Consider the following 25,826-nt stretch of genomic DNA (forward strand, 5'->3'; position numbering starts at 1 on the left):
TTTTAAAACCAGATGGATTGTTTTTAAACTGATAATAATTGCCGTCGGAATCTGTGATATCAAAAACCAGATGGCTAATGTCTATTCCAAAATATTTAATATCTTTATTCATAAGAAAATGTTTTTTGAAAGGACAATCTACGCGAGTTTCAACGACTTAAAATCGAGGTCTAAAAGCCTCATAGAACTGTACGAAATCTGTGTAGAAAAGAGAGGGGATTTTCAATGTTGACGAGATCAAAGTCTCTGCGTGTATATTAACCTTATTCCTCTCTTTTGTGCTTTCTTATTAATAGGCCTTAATTTAGTGTTTTTATTAAAATGCTAACTTAAGCTGTGTATAAAAAATGCTTATTTTAGTGCTTAATCAAAAGGACTGTGCGTGTTTGCTTTCTTCCGATTTTCGTTCCGAAAATCCTCGCACGCAAACCCGCACTTTTCATACACGAAACCGTTGGCATACATATTGACCCGTCCTGAAATAAGGCTACATAATTTTAAACATTATGTATAGAAATGACAAAGTAATTAGACGTTACAGTGAACCTTTTAAATTAAAAATTTTAGCCGAGCTTACCATCGGAAAACACACAAAGAGCGAGCTTTGTAAGCTCTACTCTATTGCACCTACGACAGTGAATGTGTGGATTAAAAAGTACAATCGTAAAGACTTAATGAACACCAGAGTAAAAGTGGAAACAAAAGACGAAATATCAAGAATTAAAGCACTTCAAAAAGAGATTGAACAGCTTAAGAAACTGCTACTTAAAAAGGATCTCGATGCTATGGTAGAAGAATCTTATCTAGAAGTAGCTGCAGAAGATCTTGGTTTTAAATCTATTGCTGAACTAAAAAAAAAGTTAAGTATAAAGCCTTAATAAAAGCTAAAGAGAAATCTAAGGGATTTGCTTCTTTAACGACTATAACCCATTGTTTTGGGCTTAAACGTAATGCATATTATAAATACAAAGCCAGAGCTGATAACCGTTTAAGACTTGAACAACAGATTCTAAACATCGTTAGAAAAAGACGCAAATCCCTTCCTAGAGAAGGTGTTCGTAAACTTATTAAATCTTTAGATGTAGATTTTACTAAAGCCAATATTAAAATCGGTAGAGACACTCTTTTCAATGTGCTTAAAAAACACCAAATGCTGACACTTAGAAAGAAAACCAGTGCTAGAACTACGAACTCTTATCATCGTTTTTATAAATATAACAACATCATAAAAGACGTAGAAATCAATAGAGCTAACCACATTTGGGTTAGTGACATAACTTATATTAGAACCCTGAAAGGCTTTTGTTATCTGGCTTTAATAACAGACATGCACTCCAGAAAAATAGTTGGTTATGATATTAGTGATAGCTTGGAATTAAAAGGATGTGTGAGAGCGCTTAATAAGGCAATTTATCAAGCTAAAAACATTAAACAACTTATTCATCATTCAGACAGAGGAATACAATATTGTAGCAATGTATACACACAAATACTCAAAAGAAAAAAGATAGATATTAGTATGACCGAAGAAAATCATTGTTACGAAAACGCAATGGCAGAACGTGTAAATGGAATTTTAAAAGATGAATTTTATTTAGATCAAACCTTTGATAACGTGAGTCACGCAAAGAGAGCTGCAAAAAATGCAATTAATTTATACAATGAAGTAAGATTACATTTATCTTTAGATTATAAAACACCTAATATGGTATATAAATTATCAGCTTAATTCAATTTTAACCTGTAGCCATATTTCAGGACGAGACATTCAAGACTAATGAAAAAAAATACATCCTTTTTATTAAAAATTACTTTAATTCTCATACTTTTCAATTGCGGAGGTGATGATGATGTTAAAATAACTGTCAATAAACCTCCAAACCCTTTTTCGCTTTTAACTATAAGTAATGAAGCAGTAGATGTAGACTTAATACCTACATTAGCTTGGAATATGGCAGTAGATCCAGATGGTGATCCTGTAACCTACGATTTAGTTTTAGACACCAATACTAACCCTAATACAATAGTAGCATCCAATTTAAGTGAAACTGAATTTACATTTAGTGTGCCTTTACAATTTTTAGAAGTTTTTTATTGGAAAGTAATAGCTAAAGATAACCAAGGAAATTCTACTGAAAGTGATGTTTTTAGTTTTACTACGATTGATTTGAATAGACCACCAAACCCTTTTTTACTTTTAACAGTAAGTAATGAAGCAGTAGATGTAAAATTAAAACCTACACTAACTTGGAATGTGGCAGTCGATCCAGATGATGACCCTGTAACCTACGATTTAGTTTTAGACAACAATATTAACCCAAATACAATAATAGCATCCAATTTAAGTGAAACTGAATTTACATTTAGTGTGCCTTTACAATTTTTAGAAGTTTTTTATTGGAAAGTAATAGCTAAAGATAACCAAGGAAATTCTACTGAAAGTGATGTTTTTAGTTTTACGACAGCTGATTTATTTTCCCAAATAACAGCTAATGCTCAATTTATTGGTAGAATAGATCATGAAACTGTAGTATTTAATAATAAAATGTGGGTAATTGGCGGATCAGATGTAAATGTCAATCAAAGAAGTGATGTTTGGAGTAGTACAGATGGTATAAATTGGACAGAAGCAACTTCCAATGCAGCTTTTTCGAGTCGCGCCTCGCATACAGCGTTAACTTTTGATGGCAAAATTTGGGTAATTGGCGGATATTCTGGAGGAAATAAGAACGACGTTTGGTCTAGTGTTGACGGAACTAATTGGACACAAATGACTGCGAATGCGTCTTTTATTCCAAGATACGCTCACACTTCAGTTGTATTCGATAATAAAATGTGGGTGATTGGTGGAGAGGTCGGTTCTCTCAATGTACTTAATGATATATGGCATAGCGTTGATGGAATTAATTGGATTGAGGTAAATGCTATTGGAGCTCCAGAAAAAGGGCGCCACACTGCAGTCGTTCACGACAATAAAATTTGGCTTATTGCTGGTCTTGGGCAAGACGGCACAAAAAATGATGTTTGGAATAGTAGTGATGGAATTAATTGGACACAAGTAATTGCAGAAGCACCATTTACAGAAAGATACTATCACACAACCTTAGCATTTGATAATAAATTATGGGTTATTGGAGGCATTAGTCCAGGTAATATCCAGAAAAATGATATTTGGAGTAGTAATGATGGTGTAAATTGGACAGAAGTAACTTCTAATGCTCCTTTTCAAGGAAGATATCTTCATACATCTGTTGTACATAACAACAATATATGGGTAATTGCAGGAAGAGATGAACCTACTCGAAAAAATGATGTCTGGTCAATGAATTAAAACATAAAACGTTTTACAACACAGTATATAAAAAATAACGGTTTAAGTCTCTAATTAAAAGCAATTTCATAAATTTAAAGTCAGTAATATCTTGAAAATTTAGCGCGTCACAATCCGCTACTTTTCATACACAAACACGTTGTAAGTAGTGCCGAAAAACCCAGAAACCGAGTGAATAAAACAATATTTGAAATTACCAAAATGGACTGTCCTTCGGAGGAAAATCTAATCCGAATGAAATTGGACGGAATTTCAAGTATTGTGAATTTGGACTTTGATATTCCGAATCGAAAATTGACCGTTTTTCACAGCGGAGAAATTGACCAAATCGAAAAGTCAGTTATCGAACTGAATTTAGGTGGAAAAAAAACATCAACGGAACAAACCGACCAAACGGAATTTAAAGAAAACGAAAACCAAAAAAAGCTACTTTGGTCTGTACTTGTTATAAATTTTGCCTTTTTCATTATCGAAATGACAACAGGAATTATCTCAAAATCTATGGGACTTGTTGCAGACAGTTTAGATATGCTTGCAGACAGTTTCGTTTACGGAATTAGTTTGCTTGCGGTTGGTGGAACAGTAATAAAGAAAAAACGGATTGCCAAACTTGCTGGATATTTTCAAATAACACTTGCGATTATTGGATTTGCAGAAGTATTAAGAAGATTTTTCGGAGACGAGAAACTTCCCGATTTTTCGACAATGATTATCGTTTCGATTTTTGCACTTATCGCAAACGGAATTTGTCTTTACATTTTGCAAAAGTCAAAGAGCAAAGAAGAGGCACATATGAAAGCAAGTATGATTTTCACCTCGAATGACGTGATTATCAATTTAGGAGTAATAATTGCTGGAATTTTGGTAAATTGGTTGAGTTCGAGTAAACCTGATTTGATTATCGGAACAATCGTTTTTGCGCTGGTAATTCAAGGTGCATTCCGAATACTGAAATTGAGTAAGTAAGCGAAAAGCACTACTTACAACACCGTGCATATTTAATTGCTAGGGCTAGCCTACTTACGAACATTCCTGCGGAATATTCTATCTGTGATTTATTTGCTAAATTAGGTGCTTAAACACGCCACTAATCTTATACAAACCATTACCTGCAAGCTGAAAAAAAAATCTAGATGCCAATAGAAAACATACCTGAACTCTACATTAAGGACAAAAAAGAAAGTCCCGATTTATTTGTTTACGATTTTAAAATGACCACAGATGTTGTTAAAAGCAAGGTCAATTTAGGCATGAATATGTTCAGCTTTCTCCAAGTAGGAAAAAAGCAAGTACACTTTGCAGGAACATCGGTTGCAGTAAATAAAGAACAATCGTTGTTGCTTAAAAAAGGAAATTGGCTATGGACAGAATTACTGGATACAGAAGCCATTTACTACTGTAAACTTTTCTTCTTTTCTGAAAAGAAACTCACTGATTTTTTAAGTAAATACACTAATGATATAAAACCATATAAAGAAGATGTGCCTTATTTCGTAATTGAAAACGACGATTATATTGCTGCTTTTATAAACTCTTTATCTTCTAACACCTTTACGAACCATAGTTATAGCGATGCCTTATTGGTTTTAAAATTTGAAGAAATCATGCTGTATTTACTCAACAAATACGGTAATCAATTCGAATATTACTTACATTCCTTAATCTCAAAAGAGATATCACCATTTAAAAAAGTAGTAGAGAGTAATGTGAACTCCAATTTAAAATTGGAAGAAATTGCCTTTCTCTGTAATATGAGTCTATCGACTTTTAAACGTCATTTTACTAACGAATACGATGAACCACCTGGAAAATGGTTACAGGACAAACGGCTTCAAAAAGCGAAGGAACTGCTACAAGGTGGCGAATTAAAAGCATCTGATATCTATTTAGATATTGGTTATAACAACCTGTCTAATTTCAGTATAGCTTTCAAAAACAAGTTCGGAATCAGTCCAACAGATATTTCGAATTAAAAAAACAATTATTCAAGGTATTGATAATCAATTAATTAACATCAATACTCAATCACTGTATCTCACAATTCTTCACATTGACCTTTTTTCATAAGTTATTGAACCGTATCAATAAATAGAAAGGTAACAACCCGACATATATTTGCACTGTAATTACACGACGCTTGTTTTGCAAGCATTATTTAAAAATTAAATTCAAAATTTATAATTATGGCAAATGTAACTAAACCTGTATTCAAAGAAAGATACGGTAATTTTATTGGCGGTAAATTCGTAGCACCTGTTAAAGGTCAGTATTTCGATAACGTATCTCCTGTAGATGGTAAAGTATTTACTCAAGCTGCACGTTCAACACAAGAAGATATTGATCTTGCACTTGACGCAGCACACGAAGCGTTTCCTACCTGGAGTACGTCTTCAGCAACAGAACGTAGTAATGCACTCTTAAAGATTGCTCAAGTGATGGAAGATAACTTTGAGTACTTGGCAACTTTAGAAACCATTGACAACGGTAAACCAATCCGTGAGTCTCGTGCAGCAGATATCCCTTATTGTATTGATCACTTCCGTTATTTCGCAGGTGTTATTCGTGCAGATGAAGGAAGTATTTCAGAACACGACAAAGACACAGTTAGTATCGTATTAAACGAGCCTATTGGTGTTGTTGGAGAAATTATCCCTTGGAACTTCCCAATGTTAATGTTAGCTTGGAAAATAGCTCCAGCTTTAGCGGCAGGTTGTACAGCGGTTGTAAAACCAGCAGAACAAACTCCTACTAGCGTTATTGCATTAATGGAACTTATTGGTGATATTTTACCAGCAGGTGTATTAAACATTGTAACTGGTTTTGGTGCAGAAGCAGGAGCAGCTTTAGCAACATCTAAGCGTATTGCGAAACTTTCTTTCACAGGTTCTACGGAAACAGGTCGTAAAGTTTTACACAACGCAGCAGAAAACATTATTCCAGTAACTATGGAATTAGGAGGAAAATCTCCAAACGTATTTTTTCCATCAGTAGCAGATCATGACGATGATTTCTATAGCAAAGCTATTGAAGGCGCATTAATGTTCGCATTGAATCAAGGAGAAATTTGTACAGCTCCATCTCGTATTTTAGTCCACGAAGATATTGCTGACGATTTCATCGAAAAAATGAAAGTGCGTTTAAGAGCTATCAAAACAGGTAATCCATTAGATCCTGAAACAATGATTGGTTCTCAAGTGTCTAAACCTCAATACGACAAGATTCTTGACTATATTAAAATAGGAAAAGAAGAAGGAGCCGAAGTTGTAGCTGGTGGAGACGCTGGAAACTACGAAGGTGAACTTTCAGAAGGATATTATATCCAACCTACCGTATTAAAAGGAGATAACAATATGCGTGTTTTCCAAGAAGAAATTTTTGGCCCAGTTGTAGCTTTAACAACATTCAGTTCTACTGAAGAAGCTATTGCAATTGCAAATGACACACCTTATGGTTTAGGAGCAGGTGTTTGGTCTCGTGATGCTCACGAATTATATCAAGTTCCTCGTGCTATACAAGCTGGTAGAGTTTGGGTAAACCAATATCATACGTATCCTGCTCACGCTCCTTTTGGAGGAGTTAAAGAATCAGGATTCGGTCGTGAAAACCACAAAATGGCTTTAGATCATTACCGTGTTGTAAAAAACATGTTGATCTCTTACGACAAGAAACCTATGGGATTCTTTTAATTAAAACTTTATAAAATAAGTTTATACTAAAAACCCCGGATATTCCGGGGTTTTATTGTTTTAATCACAGTCTTAATAGAAGGCCTTACATACTTTATTATTATGAAAAAACCATTTTACGCTTTACGCTATATCAGTTGGATAGCGATAATCTTTTCACTTCTGGGTTCGTTGCTTCTTTTTATCGTTGGAGCTTTAAAGACGTTAAATGCCATTCGCGTCTTCTTTCTGGGTTACATTCCAGAAGGCAAAGAGCATTTGCATACAGCGGACATAGGGATAACCTATCTTATAAAATCTTTAGACACGTTTTTAATCGCATTGGTTTTATTTATTTTTTCGCATGGCATCTATACCCTGTTTATCTCGAACAAATCAAGCACTAAAAATAACGGTGTTCTTAACTGGATACAAACGCCAAATATTGGGCATTTAAAAAATGTATTGGCTGAAGTAATCGTCATCATATTATTTGTAAAATTCCTTGAAGTGGTTTTCGTAAACATCGATCATTTAAAATGGAATTTATTAATCCTTCCTATTTCTATAGTTTTGATGGCTCTGGGGTTGAAAATATTGAATTTGAACAAAGAAGACAGTAAGAACAATAAAATTGAAAAACCATGAAAGCAATTCAACATATAGCATACGGAGAAATTTCAGAAAGCATTGACTATTCTGAAATAGAAAAACCAATAATTAGCAAAGATGAAGTCTTAATTGAAACTTATGCAGCCAGTGTAAATCCTTTAGATATTAAGGTTTTAAACGGTAAATTGAAAACACGGAAAAACTATACTTTACCAGCGACAGTGGGGTATGACGTCAGCGGTAAAATTGTTGAGAAAGGTGAAAATGTTACCAACTTCAATATTGGAGACGAAGTATATGCTTATGTAGATAAACAAGGGTCTTTTGCTGAATTTGTTTCAGTAAAGCAAAACATTTTAAGCTTAAAGCCAAAAAATATAAGCTTTGAAGAATCTGCAAGTTTACCTTTGGTAAGCCTTACCGCTTCACAAGTTTTAAAACGCGGAAAACTACAAGCTGGCGATAAAATACTAATTCACGCCGGTTCTGGCGGGGTAGGTTTTTTGGCGATACAATTAGCAAAAGCAAAAGGCGCTTATGTTTACACCACCACTAGTACAGCTAATGTTGAATGGGTAAAAGCACTTGGTGCAGACCGCGTAATAGATTATAAAACTGAAGACTATAAAACCATCGTCAAAGATGCTGATATGGTTTTAGACACACTCGGAAATCAATATACCGAAGATGCATTTGAAGTGATTAAAAACGGCGGAAAAGTAATAACCCTTGTCGGTCCTGTTGATGAAGAAACGGCCAACCGAATGAAACTGAATTTGTTTGCCAAACTTTATTTACAATGGAAAAGAAGAAATATTACGAAGCAGATAAAACTAAAATCTGCCTATTATAGTCTTCTTTTAATGAGAGCCAACGCAATGCAAATAAATGAAGTAACTGGCCTTGTAGAATCAGGACAAGTTAAGGCTGTAATTGACAAAGTATTTCCTTTAAAAGATGCTGTAAACGCAATACTTTACGTGCACAAAGGACGCACAAAAGGGAAAGTTGTAATTAAAGTAAAGTAGCCATGAGCAGAGGATTTGTAAAAGAAGAGGATCAAGAGGAAATTCCTATAGTTGCACCAAGAGCTAATTTGCCTTTCGGAGTCGTTAATTATGTTACAAACAACGGTTTAGAAGAATTAAAGCAGGAGCAGAATTTGTTATTAGAGCAACAAAAAACATTAATTGAGGAATCCAACGAGACTAATCGTGTTCAAATAAACTATATTACAACTAAATTAAGCTTACTTGAAGATAGAATAAGTTCGGCTAGAATAGTTGATTTATCAACCCAGCCTCAAAATGAAATTCATTTTGGAGCAACAATAACACTCTTCAAACAAGAAGAAAATTGCAAGTGTCAATATCAGATAGTAGGAGTAGATGAAGCTAATATTTCCCTTAATAAAATCTCTTTTTTATCTCCATTAGCAAAAGTTCTTCGAAATAAAAAGGTTGGTGATGTAATCGCACTTCAAACCCCTATGGGTAAGAGAAATATGAATATAGAACTTATTGAATATTGATATGGCGGACAAGAATATTATAGACAAGGCTAGATTAGAGAATTTTAGCGATGGCGTAATTGCTATTTTAATAACCATTTTGGTTATGGCATTCGAAATTCCAGAAGATTTTCTAATTAAAAAATATTCAATTTTTGAATTACTAGAAAACCTGATTCCTCAATTAATTTCGTACGCCGTAAGTTTTTTGGTAATAGCAGTACACTTATTCAACCATCATCTACTTTTTAGTAAAATGAAAGCCGTAAACGCTACTTTTATATGGCTAAATCTATTGTTTTTATTTTCACTTTCGCTTATTGTTTATCCAACTGCATTACTTGGGCAAAATCATAATCAGGAAACTGCAACTATGCTATTAATTGGAGCGTATTTCTTTAAAGCTGTAACATTTAGATGGCTTCATCATTATGCTATATTCAAAAGCGGATTATATACAACAGAAAGCACAAAAAAAGAATTAAGAAAAGAAGACATTATAAGCTGGTTAAAAGGGCCACTTGTAGAAGTAATAGCCTTTCTATTAATATTTATTGATTTCAGATTAGCACTAGGACTAATATTTGTAGTTACGCTAACGTATGTTGTTCCTCCAAAAAAATTGTAATCATATTTTCGAATTACGCTGAAAAGAACCAAAGAGAAGGTTGTCATTAAAAAAATTGGAGAGCAACTAGCGCTCAAATAACGAGCAAATGCTTGTACTGATTATTGTATTTCAAGGAAAACCACTAATAACACAAGTAGATTATGGGACAAGATTCATTTATTTTACATTCAAATTATACACCTTCCGGCGACCAACCAGAAGCCATTGCAAAACTTATTGATGGTATCAATAATGGGGTATCTCATCAAACCTTAAAAGGGGTTACAGGTTCGGGCAAAACTTTTACTATGGCAAATGTCATTCATCGTTTAAAACGACCAACCTTAATCTTGGCACATAATAAGACATTGGCAGCTCAGTTATACAGTGAAATGAAAACTTTTTTTCCAGAAAATGCCGTTGAATATTTTGTTTCTTACTACGATTACTATCAGCCTGAAGTCTATATTCCGGGCAATAATCGATTTATTGGTAAAAATTCTGCGGTTAACGAACAATTGGAGCGACTACGCTTATCGACTACCAAATCATTAATCGAGCGTCAGGATGTTATTGTGGTAGCATCTGTTTCGTCCGTTTATGGCTTGGGTAGTCCTGAAGCATATCGTTCGCTTCAAATACCATTAACTCAAGGTACAAAGATTGAAAAGGAATTTCTGATCGAACGTTTAAATCAGCTTCAATACACCCAAATAAATAAGGGGAAAAATAAAAAGAAGCTAAATCGTGCAATGTATCAAGTAGATGGTAATACTATCGATGTTTTTCCTGCCGATGCCAAACAAGATGGTATACGCATAGAAATTGTTGCAAATGCTATAAAGGCACTCTCTTCTATAGATCCAATAAGTGGAAGAATTATTAGTGAATTAGATCAATATCAGGTCTCACCGAAAACTCTTTATTCAACACCTCAAGATAAGTTGTTAGTTGCAAGTGAGAAAATTCTTGAAGAATTGGACCTGCGTGTAGCAGAGCTTAATGATGAAAACCGATTTGTTGAAGCGGCCAGACTTTATGAGCGCACAATTGATGATGTGGAAATGATGCAGCAAAAAGGTTACAGTTCTGGTATCGAGAATTATGCAAGTTATCTCAATGACCGTGACCCTAATTTACCACCAACCACCTTACTCGATTATTTACCCAAAAATAGCCTGCTATTTATTGATGAATCACATGTCATGATACCGCAAATATCGGCAATGCATTCTAGTGATCAAAGTCGAAAAAACAACTTGATAGAGTATGGATTTCGTTTACCGTCCTCAAGAAATAATCGCCCATTAAGCTTTGAAGAATTTGAAAAATTAAAACCTCAAACTATTTTTGTTTCCGCAACACCTGGCAGTTATGAACTAAAACGTTCGCAAGGAGAAACTATTGATCAAATTATTCGTCCTACTGGCTTATTAGACCCTGACATAGAAGTGCGGCCATCAAAAAATAGGATGGATGATTTGTTAGCAGAAATCCATAAAAGGGTTGCGCAAGACGAACGCGTTTTAGTAATGACTTTAACCAAGAAGAGTGCAGAAGAGCTCAAAGACTTTATGAGTCAAAAAGGTATACGGGTTAGATACCTTCATTCTGACATTAAGACCTCAAAACGAACTGAAATTATTGATGCATTAAGAGCTGGTGAGTTCGATGTGCTTATCGGTATTAATTTATTGCGGGAAGGCCTGGATATACCAGAAGCCTCTTTGGTGGCAATACTTGATGCAGATCGAGCTGGCTTTCTACGTTCAGTACAAGCATTAATTCAAATTATTGGCCGTGTGGCACGAAACACCAGTGGCAAGGCTATTTTATATGCCGATAAAATAACAGATGCTATGAAACAGGCGATTGATGAATCGGAACAGCGACGTGAACAACAAATAGCATACAACAAAGTAAATGATATTACACCTACATCATCAAAACGAAAACAAACTTCTGATTCTGAAGAGATGTCAAAACCTGTAGTTCACGATGCATTGTTCTGTAAAAACTTACCTATGTTGTGTCGATTAATTGGAGAGCGAGAAAAAGCTTTGTTAAAATTTACAGATAAAAGTGAATCGAAAAATATTGAAAGGGTTCGTTTTGAATTGGATAAGCTTTATAGCCAGTTTATCTTCATGAAGGGGTAGACTTTGCTCATTTCTTCACGCTCCTCTGCTTTTTATAGATGCCTTAAAATGGATAAAATCCCCAAAAATTGGTCGTTTTAAAAATATACTAGCCGAGGTTATCGTCATAATACTTTATGTAAAATTCCTTGAAGTGGTTTTAGTAAATATCGATGATTTAAAATGGAAGCTACTGATTCTTCCTATTTCCATTATTAAAATGGCCATAAGGTTATAAGTTCTAAACCTTAAAAAAGTAGAAATCAATAACAATAAAACTAAATAAGCCATGAGCAGAGGATTTGTAAAGGAAGATGATCAAGAAGAAATTCCAATAGTGACACCCGATAGCGCGGATTTGCCTGAAGGTGTAATAAACTACATGACTCAAGTTGGAATGGATGAACTTTTGAACGAAAAGGAAATGCTAATTAATAATAGAGACGATTTGGACAGTACGAACGAAAAGGAAAGGAGAATCTCATTGAATTATATCAACGCAAAATTACAATTGTTAAATAGCCGAATTTCTACTGCAAAAATAGTAGACCTAAACAAGCAACCACAAAATGTAATTCGATTTGGTGCAGTAGTATCCTTAAAAATAGGGAATGAAGCAAAGCATCAACACTATCAAATTGTCGGTGTAGATGAAGCTGATGTCTCTAAAGGGAAAATCTCATTTATTTCTCCAATTGCAAGAATACTGACTGAAAAGAAAGTCGGAGACATTGCCTTATTAAAACTAGTGAAAGAAGATAGAACTTTTGAAATCATGGAAATTACCTATTGAAAATTGCAAAATAAGCGGATTAGAATTTATTGAATATGTTAGTTAAGGTAAAGAAATAAAATACCAACTAGTAAAACCAGCAGGCAACATCCGTATAAAACAAATAAAGGCTAGTTAGCTTATGGACAAAATAACAAGCTAACCAGTTTAAATTTTGGATTAACTATTACGCATAAGGATGTAAAAAAAAATTCCTAATTTTCATATTACCTTCTTAAAAGAACAATGTCTGCCCTGCTAATTCATGCAAGGCTTTTTTTATACGCTAGAATGAATAAACCTTCTAAAAACGCAGTTTTTTCTTAAAAAAATATTAAAAAGGGTCCAAAATTAATATCTGGTCGTACATACTTAAAAGACATTAATTTCAAACAACCCAAACTACATGGCTCAAAAAAGTACACGCGCGTCTCAATCACAACAAACCAAAATAACGAACCTTCAAAAATTAAAAACATTTTTAAGCCAAACATTCATTGGTAGTGATAAAACCCAAAACGTTTATAATAGGATTACTTTAGTTAGTACGCTCGTATTTATTGCTATGGGTGTTTATTTATTTACCGTTTTTCATAATGATTTTGAGCAATTTAATGCAGATCGTAGAAGTTCAGTTATTGGGTTAACATTTATGATCACAGCCGGAATTCTATTTATTTTTAAAGCCTTTTATGTCATTTTTATGGCTTATAATTATTTTAAATATCGCGCTATTGAATCCGTTTCGGATGAAGAATTACCAACAGTTACCATAATCGTTCCTGCATATAATGAAGGGAAACAAGTATGGGATACCTTAATGAGTTTGGCAAAAAGTGATTATCCGCATGATAAAATACAGCTTTTAGCTATTGATGATGGGAGTTTAGACGATACTTGGGATTGGATGGTGGACGCCAAGAAACAACTTGGAAACCGATTAGAAATCCTTCAACAACCAGAAAATAAAGGAAAACGTCATGCTTTATATCGTGGCTTTAATTTAGGTACTGGTGCTATTTTCGTAACTGTTGATAGTGATTCTGTTGTAGACCAAAATACCTTGCGTAATTTAGTCAGTCCGTTTATTACCGATGAAAATTGTGGTGCAGTAGCTGGTAATATTCGTGTTTTAAATAATAAGAAAGCCATGCTTCCAAAAATGTTGGATGTGAGTTTTGTTATGAGTTTTGAATTTGTGCGTTCTGCCGAAAGTAGGTTGAATTCGGTTTTATGTACACCTGGCGCATTAGCTGCTTACAGAAGTACCGCTGTTTTCAAATGTTTACCAGATTGGATTAACCAAACATTTATGGGGCAACCGTCAGACATTGGAGAAGATCGTGCCATGACGAATATGATTTTAAAACAAGGTAAGCATGTGTTGTTTCAGCGAAATGCTGTTGCTTACACAAATGTTCCTGAAGAATATCCAGGATTATATAAAATGTTTATTAGATGGGGACGCAGTAATGTGCGCGAGAATATTAATATGGCAAAATATGTGTTTACCAATTTTAAAAATGAAAGTAAGTTTGGAACGCGACTATTATTTATTAGCCAATTCTCTCGAATTATCATGACGTATCCGTTCGTGATATTTATGTTGTTTTTCGTTTTAATGCACCCTTTATTATTTTTAGGTTCCACCTTATTAAGTATTTTAGTAACCTCAACATTTTCGGTTTTATTTTATGCACATCGCTACGAAATAAAAGAATCTTTTTGGGCATACACCTATAGCATTCTATATACATTTGGTCTGTTTTGGATAGCACCTTATGCTATTGCAACGGCAAGTAGACGTGGTTGGTTAACACGTGGGTTAGCGGAGAAAAAATAATGACTTCTAAATTATAAATATCAAGCCTTACAAGAAATTGTAAGGCTTTTCTTTTGACTCAACCTGCTGGCCCACTTACAACAAATGTGTGTTTTCCCGACAGCCTGTCACCTTTTTGTCAGTTTCAGTAAAATCGCATATTACATATTTCGCAATAAATGCTTGATATTTTTACGAATATCCTAAACAATACTCGTAAAACACATGTATATGGGATTAATTTAAATTAACTTTATTAATCTGGTCTTCCGTATAGTCCTTGTACACTATATACAAATTAATAGTGATAATCAACACCTTACAAAAACATGAAAGTATTAGTAATTGGAGCAGGAAATATGGGATTAACGTATTCCGAAGGTATGGCGAAATCGTCTCTTTTAGGAAAACACAATCTGAAGATATATGATACGGATCCTAAAAAAATTACAACATTAAACAAAGAACCACATTTTGATGTTTATGATAATTTAGAAGATTGCTTACCAAAAGCAGATATCGTCTTTCTTGCCGTAAAGCCATACCACATTGAAGATTTATTTAAAACCATGGCACCACAAATTAATGATCAACAAATATTTGTGTCGCTAATGGCTGGTGTAACTATAGACACCATCAAAACACAATTAGGAGCTAAAAAAGTGGTTAGAGCCATGCCAAATTTACCAGCCAAAGTTGGTAAAGGTGTAACATCCTACACCGAATCTCCAGAAGTATCTAAAGTGGAATTGATTATGGTTCGGAATCTATTAGATACCACAGGAACCTCAATACATGTGAATACCGAAAATTTCATTGATGCCTCAACAGGTATTTCAGGAAGTGGTCCAGCTTATGTATTTTACTTCATGCAATCTATGTTGGATGCAGCCTTAAAAATGGGCTTCTCCGCTTACGATTCTAAAGTATTGGTAAGCAACACTTTTGAAGGTGCCATTGAATTATTTAATCAATCAGATATTTCACCAGAAACATGGATTAGTCGCGTTGCAAGTAAAGGCGGAACCACACAAGCAGCCATTGACTCCATGGACGATAATAATGTAAAACAACTCATTCAAGATGCCGCTTATGCCGCATTTGACAGAGCAATAGAATTAGGAAAAGAACAATAAAACATGATGGACGACGACATTAAGCGCGTAGTAGTAAAAGTAGGAACAAACGTATTAACAAATAAAGATAACCGCATATTAGGACCTGTTTTAAGAGAATTGGTTCGCCAAATAGCCGTTTTATATGAACGCGATGTGATGGTGGTCTTAGTATCTTCAGGTTCGGCAATTGCTGGCAAGGAAGTTCTAGGTAAAATGAGTATCACGGATAAATCTATTAGACGTCAAGTCTATTCAGCCGTAGGGCAACCAAGAATGATGCGTCATTATTATAGCCTTTTTCACGATTATGGCATGCGTTGCGCGCAAGTTTTAGCAACAAAACGCGATTTTGACCCCGGAAAACACCGTGAAAACATGATTAACTGTTATGAAGGATTGTTATCCGAAGGCATTGTGCCTATTGCCAATGAGGATGATGCGGTTTCCATAACCATGTCTATGTTTACAGATAATGATGAGCTAGCTAGTTTGGTAGCGGAATTAATTGATGCAGATCGTTTAATTATATTATCAGATACGGACGGCCTTTACACAGGTCATCCAGATGATAAAGATTCCATAAAGATTAATGAGGTTTCCTTTAATCAAGATGTGGAACAATACGTAAAAGCTTCTGGTAAGAAAGAAGGCGAAGGTCGTGGTGGTATGGCGTCCAAATTACGGATTGCTAAAGGCACAGCACAAAAGGATATTCCCACATACATTGCCAATGGAAAACGAGAAAATGTGATTGTCGATATTCTTGACAACAAGGAAGTAGGAACCAAATTTATTCACTAAAAACAAAACAAATGGAATTATTACATACAGATAAAAAAAATGCCGTTTTAAATTCAATGATTAAAATTATTGACCGCGAACGTGATGCTATAATTAAAGCCAACAAGCAAGATTTAGATGCTTTTGATAAAGACGATCAAGCCTTATATGACCGATTAGTAGTTAATACCGCTAAAGTTGATGGCATGATTCAAGCTATTAAAGAAGTACGCGATCAAGAAGACCCTGTTGGTGCTACTATTTCTGATATGACTCTGGATACCGGTTTGCAAATCACCAATAAAACAGCACCATTTGGGACTATTATGATTATTTATGAATCCAGACCAGATGTCACTATTGAAGCCGCTGTTTTAGCGTTTAAAGCCAACAATAAAATATTATTAAAAGGTGGAAAAGAAGCTATTAATAGTAATCTCATTTTAGAAAAATGCTGGCATGAAGCGTTAGAAGAAAATGGCTTATCTAAAGATTGGATTAAGCTATTGCATTTAAAACGTGAAGAAACACAGGAATTTTTAAGAAACCCAACCGAGAAAATCGATTTAATTGTACCTCGTGGTGGCGAACGCCTAATTAAGTTTGTGAAAGACCATGCTACCTGTGCTGTTTTAATTTCAGGACGTGGGAACAACTTTTTATATGTTTCTAAACATGCAGATTGGGAAAAAGCCGTAAAAGTGATTATTAATGCGAAAACTGATAAAATTTCAGGTTGCAATGCCTTAGATAATGTGCTGATTGACAAAAACATATCTGATTACGAAGCGAAAGTGATAGAACTCCAAAAAACTTTAGAGCATGTTGGTGTATCGTTAGTAGTTGATAAAAAGATAGGACAGATTTTAACCAATGAAACCCAAATACCAAGCGAAGATACTTGGTATGAAGAGTTTTTAGCTATGAAATTATTAGTAGCCGAAGTGGATGGATTAGAGGAAGCCATAGAAACAATTAATAAATATTCTGGAGGACATTCATCTGTAATCATGACAGAAGATAAAGCTGAAGCTGGAAGTTTTATGCAAGAAATAGACAGTGCTGCCGTTTACCACAATGCCTCTACCCGATTTACCGATGGTGGACAAATGGGTGTTGGTGCCGAATTAGCCATTAGCACAGACAAGTTACACCACCGCGGACCATTAGGTTTAAAGCAATTAGTAACTAATAAATATTATGTATTTGGCGATGGTCATGTACGCGTATAAATTATGATTTAAATAAGTTACAAACGGCATTGGGTTTACAACTGATGCCGTTTTTTTTGTTATTTGGAGCCAGATCTTTTTTACGTGTTTTCCGTATATCTCGATAAAATTAACATGTGTGTTGTAGCGTCGGTATACAGGATACTCTACACGTTTTTATTTATAAAATTAGTCACTTATAAACCCTACCAAATCATTCGCCTTCACGTTGGCCGCAATACGGTGCAATTTCCAAACAATATTTCAAGCTGGTAGAATAAGTCATTTAAACGGAAAATCTACACTACATTTTACCTACTTTTTAGATGTGTAGTATTATATTTGTGTGGTAAAATCTAAAAATAGGTTGAATGAATTTAACGATAGATAATATACTTTTAATTGGCTCCTTATTACTCCTTGTAAGTGTTCTTGCTGGTAAAACTTCCTATAAATTTGGAGTTCCAACTTTATTACTCTTTTTAATAATTGGAATGTTAGCCGGTTCTGATGGCATTGGAGGCATTCGTTTTGATGATCCAAAACTTGCGCAATTTATTGGTATAGTATCCCTTAATTTCATTTTGTTTTCAGGTGGCCTGGACACCAATTGGACAGCCGTTAAACCCATTCTTCGTGAAGGAATCGCCTTATCTACATTAGGAGTCTTATTTACTGCAGTTTCGCTTGGCTCCTTTGTTTGGATTATAACTGACTTTACCATTTATGAGAGTTTATTATTAGGTTCTATAGTATCCTCAACAGATGCCGCTGCCGTATTTTCAATTTTACGATCTAAAAGTCTAGCATTAAAAACAAATTTAAGGCCTACTTTAGAGTTAGAAAGTGGAAGTAACGACCCAATGGCGTATGTATTAACAATTGCTTTTTTAACCTTGGTTATCAATCAGGACCAAAGCTTTATATCCATAATTCCATTATTTTTACAACAAATGATTTTTGGTGGTCTTGCAGGTATTCTCTTTGGAATATCTAGCAAATATATCATCAATAAAATTAAACTTGATTTTGAAGGACTCTACCCTGTTTTAGTTATCGCTCTGATGTTTATAACATTTTCCGCTACCAATTTTGTAGGTGGCAATGGATTTCTTGCCATTTACATTTGTGCCGTTTATTTAGGCAATCAAGATTTGATACACAAAAAAACCATTATGAAAATGTTTGATGGTTTGGCGTGGTTGATGCAAATTGTACTTTTCCTGACTTTAGGTTTACTTGTCTTTCCTTCTCAAATCATCCCATACATGGGTATTGGACTCCTAATTTCGTTATTCCTCATAGTTATTGCACGTCCAATAGGTGTCTTTCTCAGTCTTATATTTTTCAAAATGAAAATGAAAAGAAGGTTCTATATTTCTTGGGTTGGTTTGCGTGGCGCCGTTCCAATTGTATTTGCAACATATCCGCTTTTGGCAGGAATTGATAAAGCCAATATGATTTTCAACATTGTATTTTTTATTTCAGTTACGTCCATTTTAATTCAAGGGACAACACTTTCCATTGTTGCAAAATGGTTGGGTGTAGGAATACCAGAAAAACAAAAAAAGTTGACAACTACTGATATGCTATTGGCAGAAAACCCTAAAGCTAAAATGAAAGAAATACAAATTACTTCAGACTGCTATGCTGTTAACAAGAAAATAGTAGAACTAGGCTTCCCTAAAAACGCAATTATAGCAATGATTAAAAGAGATGACAGCTATATTATTCCAAACGGATTAACAAAAATTGAAGTAAAAGACATACTTATCGTACTAGCTGACAAACCCAAAATTTTTGATGAAGTTTATAAAAACCTGAAATCACAATAAGTACGATAGCCCCAATCTAAAATATTGGCATTTTAGCATATCAACTTGCTACCACGCCGCTACTATGATATTGTAACGACTAACAAAAGTCAGTATATTGCCAAAGAGATGGTGATAGGAATAAACTATTATAGATTTTGGCTGAATTATTAAAAAAAATAATTCCAGGAAAACTAAATGACCAAGGGCCTTTTAATGGAAAATTATCCGTGAATTGGATTGCGGAGAAGATGGAATTTTCATACATACCAAAAACCCTAACGCTGAAAACTTTCCATTAAAAGTTCAAAGAGAAAATGATATTAAGTGTTCAAACCAAAATCTATCTGATTTTATGAAAAATACAGGATTAGAAATACTCGGGCTTGAACACCAAGAAGGATGTTGCTTTTATTTATCTGACAAAAACCACGGAATAAGCTTAACCAACTAAAATAAAGCTAGTTGCAAACAAATAACTGTGTAAAAAATGCGTATTTTAGCACCTAATTAAATGGAAAGTGCGTGTTTGCTTTCTTCCTAATATTTGGTTCAGGAGCTAGTTCAAGTAGAGTTTCTGAATAATGGTATGTTGACTTAATATTTAACGAACTGCCGATTTTAATTGTTAGCTGGTATTAAGTTTAAAGAATATAGAAATCAATAATATGTGAAATTTAAAACAAATTTGATTGCTCTTTTGATTTTGATTTTTTTTATTCTCAATCAGAAATCAACTCGAACAACTGATTTTATGAAATAAAAACGTGTGGCAATACCATGCATATTTAATTATTTGTCTATCAAATACTTACAAAAAAATTTACTAATTTTGAACTGCCATAAAAAAGTTATACCCAATTAGGACTAAAATCATGAGAACAACCATAAATAAAATTAAAACGCTAACATTTTCAATATTATTTATGGTCGCGTTAATTAGCTGTAAATCAAAAGATAAGGAGTCTACTAAAGACACTCAAAGAGTTACTTCCCAAAAGGCCCTTTCTGCTGTAATTGATTCTATTAATTCAGAAATAAATAACGGAGATTATGGATTAATTGACCGCTTTATGGTCATACAAAATAACGAGTTATTGGCAGATTATAAATATGAACAGGACTATGAAACCAATGTTCAAGAATATGACACAACCAATCATCAATACAATTTCAATAGTACTGATTGGCATCCATACTACAGACAAACTGAATTACACACCCTTCAATCTGTAACCAAAAGTATAACTTCCATCCTTATGGGAATTGCGTTGGATTTGAATGCGGATTATAATGTTGACAACAAAGCAATGCCTTTGTTGCCTGGTTATGATACTGACTTTTTAGATAAACGAAAGCAAAATATATCTATTGGAGATTTATTGACAATGAGAAGTGGGTTACAATGGAATGAAGAGACTGACCATAATGATACTACAAATGACTGTTTTATGCTGGAATCAAGCGACAACTGGATAGGATATGTTTTGAGCAAGCCTATGGATACCATACCAGGAACAAAATTCGTGTATAATGGTGGTGGCACAGTTCTTTTAGGAAAAATTATTAGAACCATTACGGGCAAACGAATTGACCATTGGGCAGAAGAAAATTTATTTGAGCCACTCGGTATTACAGATTATTATTGGAAGGAAACGCCTGATGGAGAAATTGATACAGAAGGAGGTTTATATCTTAAGGCAGAAGACTTGGCTAAAATTGGTTCATTGTTTTTGAACAAAGGGAAATGGAACGGTAAGCAAATTGTATCTGAAAGTTGGGTCACAACATCCACAAGCCCTTTACTTAAAAACATAAAACCTCAATGGCGGAGTGTTACGGGATACGGGTATCAATGGTGGATTCCTGAATATACGGATAATGGCAAAGCCAACATTTATTCCGCCAACGGATATGGAGGTCAGTATTTAATGATAGCACCAGACCATAATTTAATAATTGTCTTTAATGGTTGGAATATAAATGATGAGCCAGAAAAGTCAACTTATAGAGCATTGCAAGACAGAATAATTCCTGCGCTTAAGAATAAATAATTGGGTATAACATGTACATAAACCAAATTAAAAAACCCAATATCATTAATTTTTAGAATACATAATGTTCCTATTTTTCTTTTCAAATGAAACGAACTTTCCGAGGTTCAGGGCTAACGCGTTAAGGATGGAAATGGCATCCTTTTATTACGCCTAAGCGTAAAAAAAGATATAATGGACAGCCTGACTTTTTGCGCGAATCGTAAAATTTGACGTTGGAAACCCACTTTTTTAGCGTAAAAAGGAACGCCCAAAAAAATAATATCCCTTTTTTGTAACAAAAACTGCATTGCTTACGTATAACTATATAGAACACGTTGTTCGCACAATTTAATTAGAGAAAGAACGTACATGAGACAACTTAAAATTACCAAGCAGGTTACCAATAGAGAAACTGCTTCGTTAGACAAATATCTTCAAGAAATAGGAAAAGTTGACTTAATTACCGCAGACGAGGAAGTAGAATTAGCACAGCGCATAAAAGCGGGTGATCAGTTGGCTTTAGAAAAGTTGACCAAAGCTAATTTACGTTTCGTTGTTTCGGTAGCTAAGCAATACCAAAACCAAGGTTTAACGTTGCCAGATTTAATTAATGAAGGGAATTTAGGCCTTATTAAAGCGGCTCAACGTTTTGATGAAACACGTGGTTTTAAATTTATTTCGTACGCTGTTTGGTGGATTCGTCAATCTATCCTACAAGCGTTAGCGGAACAATCACGTATTGTGCGTTTACCGTTAAACAAAATTGGATCTATTAACAAGATTAATAAAACCTTTGCTTTCTTGGAACAAGCGCATGAGCGCCCACCAAGTGCCGAGGAAATTGCTAAAGAATTGGACATGACCATTAACGATGTTAAGGAGTCTATGAAAAATTCAGGGCGTCACGTAAGTATGGATGCGCCTTTAGTTGAAGGTGAAGATAGTAACTTATATGATGTATTAAATTCTGGTGAATCGCCAAATCCAGACCGCGATTTATTACATGAATCCTTACGTACAGAAATTGAACGTGCTTTGGAAACTTTAACACCTCGTGAAGCGGATGTAATTCGTTTATACTTTGGTTTAGGAAATCAACACCCAATGACTTTAGAAGAAATTGGTGAAACGTTTGACCTAACTCGTGAACGTGTAAGACAAATTAAAGAAAAAGCTATTCGTAGATTGAAACATACGTCTAGAAGTAAAATATTGAAAACTTATTTAGGATAAGTTTCAAATTCCAATATGTGAAAACAGAAATACCTGTCTGCCGATAGGCAGTCGAAAACCGAAAAATCGGGTTTTGGATTTTTACATATTGGAATTTTACAGTAACAAACAGTTACAGATTCCCACTTTCGTGGGAATTTTACTGTTCGTTTTTTGATTGATGAAAGAACCCAGAGCTGATTACTCTGGGTTCATTTTTTTTTAGCATATCCCTAAATCCCTTTCCAAGTAGAAGCGACTTTTAAAAGACTTTATTATCTTTACCGAAACAACAAAACAACACACAATGAACTCAAAAGTAATAGCACCTTCTATGCTTGCTGCCGATTTTGGCAATTTACAACGTGATACTGAAATGGTTAATAACAGTGATGCCGATTGGTTTCATATAGACGTCATGGATGGTCATTTTGTACCGAATATTTCTTATGGTTTCCCAATTATCCAAGCCATAAAAAAGCACGCTACTAAACCATTAGACGTCCATTTAATGATTGAGAAACCGGAACGCTACATTGAAGAGTTTGCTAAAGTTGGCGCGGATATTATCACGGTTCATTACGAATCTACAGTTCATTTACACAGAACACTAACCCAAATTGAAGATGCTGGCTGCAAAGCGGGAGTGGTTTTAAATTTAACAACACCTATTTATGTGTTGGAAGATATATTGCCAAAATGCTATATGGTATTATTAATGTCTATAAACCCAGGTTTTGGTGGCCAGAAGTTTGAAGATATTACCTACAATAGGATTAAGAAATTACGCAGAATGATAAATGAGCAAGGTTTAAATACGCGTATTGAAATAGATGGCGGCGTTACGGATAAGAACATCAAGCAATTGGTTGAAGCTGGTGCTGATGCTTTTGTTGCAGGAAGTCATGTATTTAAAAGTGATAATCCTACGGAAACAATTAAGGCACTTAAAGCACTTGCAAACGGATAGTAAAACACTTGTAAACGTATAAAAAAAAGCTCCTTTCGGAGCTTTTTTCGTTTTTAAATAATTAGTTAGTTAGTTAGTTAGTTAGTTAGTTTAAAACTGATCAATTAAATAGTTTATTAAGTCGGTTGTTGTAACAATACCTACTAGTTTATCATTGTCTACAACTGGTAAAGCGTGGAATTCTTTAACTGCTAAAATTTCAGCCACTTCTTTTATAGTTGTCGTGGATGGTACACTGACTATATTTTTAGCCATTACCTGCTCAATAGTAAACATATTGTAAACAACTGTATCTACAGAATCATCTTCTTCATCTACGGCATCTGCAAAGCTAATACGCAATAAATCGGTATAGCTTAACATACCTTTAATGGCATCACCACTAACCACAGGAATATGACGTATATTTTTAGTTTTAAAAAGCTTTTCAGCTGTTTCTAACTCATCGGTGTGATTTAATGTAATGACTGTTTTAGTCATGATTTCGGAAACTGGTGTGCGTTTTTTCATAGTACTTGATTTTAAATTGTTTATTAAAAGTACGTAAGATAAACAGCAATAAATATGATAAAAATCAGCTAAAAGGATTAATAGCCTTCGAAGTTAAAATTGAGCATTTGTTTGGTTTTAGCGTATACTCTCGGAAATTGAGCACGAAACTCCCTTGGTGTTTCAATAAAGGTTTCAATAATAACCGCAACAAATTCGAACGCGTTGGTATATGCATAATTTCGGATATAACCAGAATTCAATAAGCGTTGTCGTAATTCTGTTTCTTCAGCTAATACGATTGATAATTCTTTAAAGGTATCCGCAAAAATGGTAGAACTGGCATCTCTATTTTTTAAACTATTGAAATGAATAGCATGTGCAAATTCATGAATTCCTAAATTAAGATTATCATTGGAAACAGAATAGCCTTCCACAAAATGCTCCCAAGATAAAACAAGCGCCTGCAATCTGGGATTAAACTCACCTTTATGATGCGCGTCATTGGTTTCCGAATAGTAGGCCGAAGGATAAATTATAATGCGTTTAATCATTCTTAAACTATAATCCCGGAAACCAAATGTTAACATAACGGCAGTTGCGGATATCATGACAATCATTTCATCCGTGAGATCTAAACTATCGCGACCCACAAATTGTTTTGATTTTATAAAGAATGCTAATCGGTGATGAAACACCCGTTTTTCCTTTTCAGATAAGCGCTGATAAAACCGGAATTCCGATTGTAAAAGCTGCTGTTGACTAACAGATAGCTTTTTGTAAGGTGGCACTAAATATCGATATAGCGGTTTCCGTTTAATTAAAACATACCCTATATCAATCATATTAATAAGGGCATAAAATACGAATGAGGAAAGTACAACCACTAGAAAAATTGCCATAATTACATAAAACAAAGGAATTTCGTCTGGCTTAAACATAAATGGTTATCGGGATTGTTAGGTTTATAAATTCAGGTATTTCAATATACAAATAATGCGCAACTATTTATAGAGATTTAAATAGTTGCTTGGCATAGCTAGATTTTACTAAAAATACGGCTTTGAAAACTTAAAAACCGCAGGTATAAATTCAAGAAGTCTTGATATAAAATTTTAATAAACGAAACATTAATAGGCAAGTATTCTTGTATCTTGTAGGTTGTTTGCGTTTAACGATCACAAACAAAAGTTTTTTTAAAAATCCATAACTTATTATAGAAACGTTAAAATTATCATAAAATTTAAGTTCTCTAAACAAAGAACTAAAAAAACCATATATTTGCTCTCGATATGAAAAATCAATTAACAGATAAACAAAAAGAACTCATTGAGCGGTTTGGTGTCATTCAAGAAAGAATGGGGCTATCTCCAGCGTCTGCTCGTGTGGATGCTTTACTTACAGTTGCTGATAGTGTTGAATTAACCTTCGATCAAATTCGTGAAGCTTTAGAACTTAGTAAAAGTGCTACAAGCAATGCTATTAATAACCTATTAATGTTAAAGCGAATTGACTATAAAACAAAACCAGGAGACAGGAAACGCTATTTTCATACGAAGTTAGGACAATGGAAAAATGTTTTTATTGATAGTGTTAATGGACTTACAGCTACCCCCCCAAAAACGTTTTGCCCAAATAAATAAACAGGATAAAAATCGGCTAAACCTTTGCGTTTAAAGGGAATTAGCTAATTACGTGCGCATTTAAGGCTCTTCTACGAAAAGCCCAATTAGAGA

The 25,826-nt window shown here is 34.2% G+C and carries 23 protein-coding genes and 1 pseudogene; 21 read left to right on the forward strand and 3 right to left on the reverse strand.

Annotation, left to right across the window (positions count from 1 at the left end):
- Window positions 1-112 (reverse strand): annotated as a pseudogene (locus ES675_RS16750) (IS110 family transposase); the annotation flags it as partial.
- A gap of 394 nt (window positions 113-506) precedes the next feature.
- On the opposite strand from ES675_RS16750, the gene ES675_RS15870 reads away from it, so the two are divergent.
- The 20 genes from ES675_RS15870 (at window position 507) to rpe (ending at window position 23,601) form a co-directional block, all read left to right on the forward strand.
- On the forward strand, window positions 507-878 hold the full coding sequence (locus ES675_RS15870; protein WP_027127221.1) for a transposase: 372 nt from the start codon (window positions 507-509) through the stop codon (window positions 876-878).
- Window positions 878-1,729, forward strand: a complete 852-nt coding sequence (locus ES675_RS15875; protein WP_082985997.1) for an IS3 family transposase — start codon at window positions 878-880, stop codon at window positions 1,727-1,729. The genes ES675_RS15870 and ES675_RS15875 overlap by 1 nt, the downstream gene beginning before the upstream one ends.
- 48 nt (window positions 1,730-1,777) lie before the next feature.
- On the forward strand, window positions 1,778-3,331 hold the full coding sequence (locus ES675_RS15880) for a kelch repeat-containing protein (protein WP_066255987.1): 1,554 nt from the start codon (window positions 1,778-1,780) through the stop codon (window positions 3,329-3,331).
- Window positions 3,332-3,502: 171 nt separating this feature from the next.
- A complete protein-coding gene (locus tag ES675_RS15885; protein ID WP_082985996.1) occupies window positions 3,503-4,297 on the forward strand; it encodes a cation transporter in 795 nt (264 codons plus the stop codon).
- A gap of 167 nt (window positions 4,298-4,464) precedes the next feature.
- Window positions 4,465-5,304: a helix-turn-helix domain-containing protein gene (locus ES675_RS15890; RefSeq protein ID WP_066255981.1), complete on the forward strand. Its 840-nt coding sequence runs from the start codon at window positions 4,465-4,467 to the stop codon at window positions 5,302-5,304.
- Window positions 5,305-5,514: 210 nt separating this feature from the next.
- Window positions 5,515-7,017, forward strand: coding sequence for an aldehyde dehydrogenase family protein (locus ES675_RS15895; protein WP_066255978.1), 1,503 nt, complete (start codon window positions 5,515-5,517; stop codon window positions 7,015-7,017).
- A gap of 102 nt (window positions 7,018-7,119) precedes the next feature.
- Window positions 7,120-7,644 (forward strand): YqhA family protein, encoded by a 525-nt coding sequence (locus ES675_RS15900; RefSeq protein ID WP_066255972.1) that lies wholly within the window; start codon window positions 7,120-7,122, stop codon window positions 7,642-7,644.
- A complete protein-coding gene (locus tag ES675_RS15905) occupies window positions 7,641-8,636 on the forward strand; it encodes an NADP-dependent oxidoreductase (RefSeq protein ID WP_066255967.1) in 996 nt (331 codons plus the stop codon). Before ES675_RS15900 ends, ES675_RS15905 begins: the two co-directional genes overlap by 4 nt.
- A gap of 2 nt (window positions 8,637-8,638) precedes the next feature.
- Entirely contained in the window at window positions 8,639-9,139 is a 501-nt protein-coding gene (locus ES675_RS15910) for a GreA/GreB family elongation factor (protein WP_066255965.1), read from the forward strand.
- A gap of 1 nt (window position 9,140) precedes the next feature.
- The gene (locus ES675_RS15915; protein WP_066255962.1) at window positions 9,141-9,746 is read left to right on the forward strand and encodes a TMEM175 family protein; all 606 of its coding nucleotides are present in this window, start codon (window positions 9,141-9,143) and stop codon (window positions 9,744-9,746) included.
- Between the two features lie 143 nt (window positions 9,747-9,889).
- Complete coding sequence (uvrB, locus tag ES675_RS15920; protein ID WP_066255959.1) at window positions 9,890-11,887, forward strand: excinuclease ABC subunit UvrB; 1,998 nt, start codon at window positions 9,890-9,892, stop codon at window positions 11,885-11,887.
- 268 nt (window positions 11,888-12,155) lie between these two features.
- Window positions 12,156-12,659, forward strand: coding sequence for a GreA/GreB family elongation factor (locus tag ES675_RS15925; RefSeq protein WP_066255956.1), 504 nt, complete (start codon window positions 12,156-12,158; stop codon window positions 12,657-12,659).
- A 385-nt stretch (window positions 12,660-13,044) separates the two neighbouring features.
- Window positions 13,045-14,481 (forward strand): glycosyltransferase, encoded by a 1,437-nt coding sequence (locus ES675_RS15930; RefSeq protein ID WP_066255954.1) that lies wholly within the window; start codon window positions 13,045-13,047, stop codon window positions 14,479-14,481.
- 308 nt (window positions 14,482-14,789) lie between these two features.
- Window positions 14,790-15,596: a pyrroline-5-carboxylate reductase gene (proC, locus tag ES675_RS15935; protein ID WP_066255949.1), complete on the forward strand. Its 807-nt coding sequence runs from the start codon at window positions 14,790-14,792 to the stop codon at window positions 15,594-15,596.
- Window positions 15,597-15,602: 6 nt separating this feature from the next.
- Complete coding sequence (proB, locus tag ES675_RS15940; protein ID WP_066255995.1) at window positions 15,603-16,379, forward strand: glutamate 5-kinase; 777 nt, start codon at window positions 15,603-15,605, stop codon at window positions 16,377-16,379.
- 11 nt (window positions 16,380-16,390) lie between these two features.
- The gene (locus tag ES675_RS15945) at window positions 16,391-17,590 is read left to right on the forward strand and encodes a glutamate-5-semialdehyde dehydrogenase (protein ID WP_066255946.1); all 1,200 of its coding nucleotides are present in this window, start codon (window positions 16,391-16,393) and stop codon (window positions 17,588-17,590) included.
- Between the two features lie 350 nt (window positions 17,591-17,940).
- Window positions 17,941-19,404 carry a potassium/proton antiporter gene (locus ES675_RS15950; protein ID WP_066255941.1) on the forward strand — a complete coding sequence of 488 codons (1,464 nt, stop codon included), beginning with the start codon at window positions 17,941-17,943 and terminating at the stop codon, window positions 19,402-19,404.
- Between the two features lie 854 nt (window positions 19,405-20,258).
- Complete coding sequence (locus ES675_RS15955; protein WP_082985995.1) at window positions 20,259-21,437, forward strand: serine hydrolase domain-containing protein; 1,179 nt, start codon at window positions 20,259-20,261, stop codon at window positions 21,435-21,437.
- Window positions 21,438-21,788: 351 nt separating this feature from the next.
- Window positions 21,789-22,652, forward strand: coding sequence for a sigma-70 family RNA polymerase sigma factor (locus ES675_RS15960; RefSeq protein ID WP_055442537.1), 864 nt, complete (start codon window positions 21,789-21,791; stop codon window positions 22,650-22,652).
- A gap of 286 nt (window positions 22,653-22,938) precedes the next feature.
- Window positions 22,939-23,601, forward strand: a complete 663-nt coding sequence (gene rpe / locus ES675_RS15965; protein WP_066255931.1) for a ribulose-phosphate 3-epimerase — start codon at window positions 22,939-22,941, stop codon at window positions 23,599-23,601.
- Window positions 23,602-23,691: 90 nt separating this feature from the next.
- Here rpe and ES675_RS15970 read toward each other — a convergent pair whose 3' ends face one another.
- Entirely contained in the window at window positions 23,692-24,111 is a 420-nt protein-coding gene (locus ES675_RS15970) for a CBS domain-containing protein (RefSeq protein WP_066255926.1), read from the reverse strand.
- A 77-nt stretch (window positions 24,112-24,188) separates the two neighbouring features.
- Window positions 24,189-24,992 (reverse strand): zinc-dependent peptidase, encoded by an 804-nt coding sequence (locus ES675_RS15975; protein WP_231931323.1) that lies wholly within the window; start codon window positions 24,990-24,992, stop codon window positions 24,189-24,191.
- 390 nt (window positions 24,993-25,382) lie between these two features.
- On the opposite strand from ES675_RS15975, the gene ES675_RS15980 reads away from it, so the two are divergent.
- Window positions 25,383-25,733 (forward strand): GbsR/MarR family transcriptional regulator, encoded by a 351-nt coding sequence (locus ES675_RS15980; RefSeq protein WP_066255919.1) that lies wholly within the window; start codon window positions 25,383-25,385, stop codon window positions 25,731-25,733.
- Window positions 25,734-25,826 lie beyond the last annotated feature (93 nt).

Origin of the sequence: Algorimicrobium algoritergicola (assembly GCF_008086165.1) — a bacterium.
GTDB classification, from domain to species: domain Bacteria; phylum Bacteroidota; class Bacteroidia; order Flavobacteriales; family Flavobacteriaceae; genus Algorimicrobium; species Algorimicrobium algoritergicola.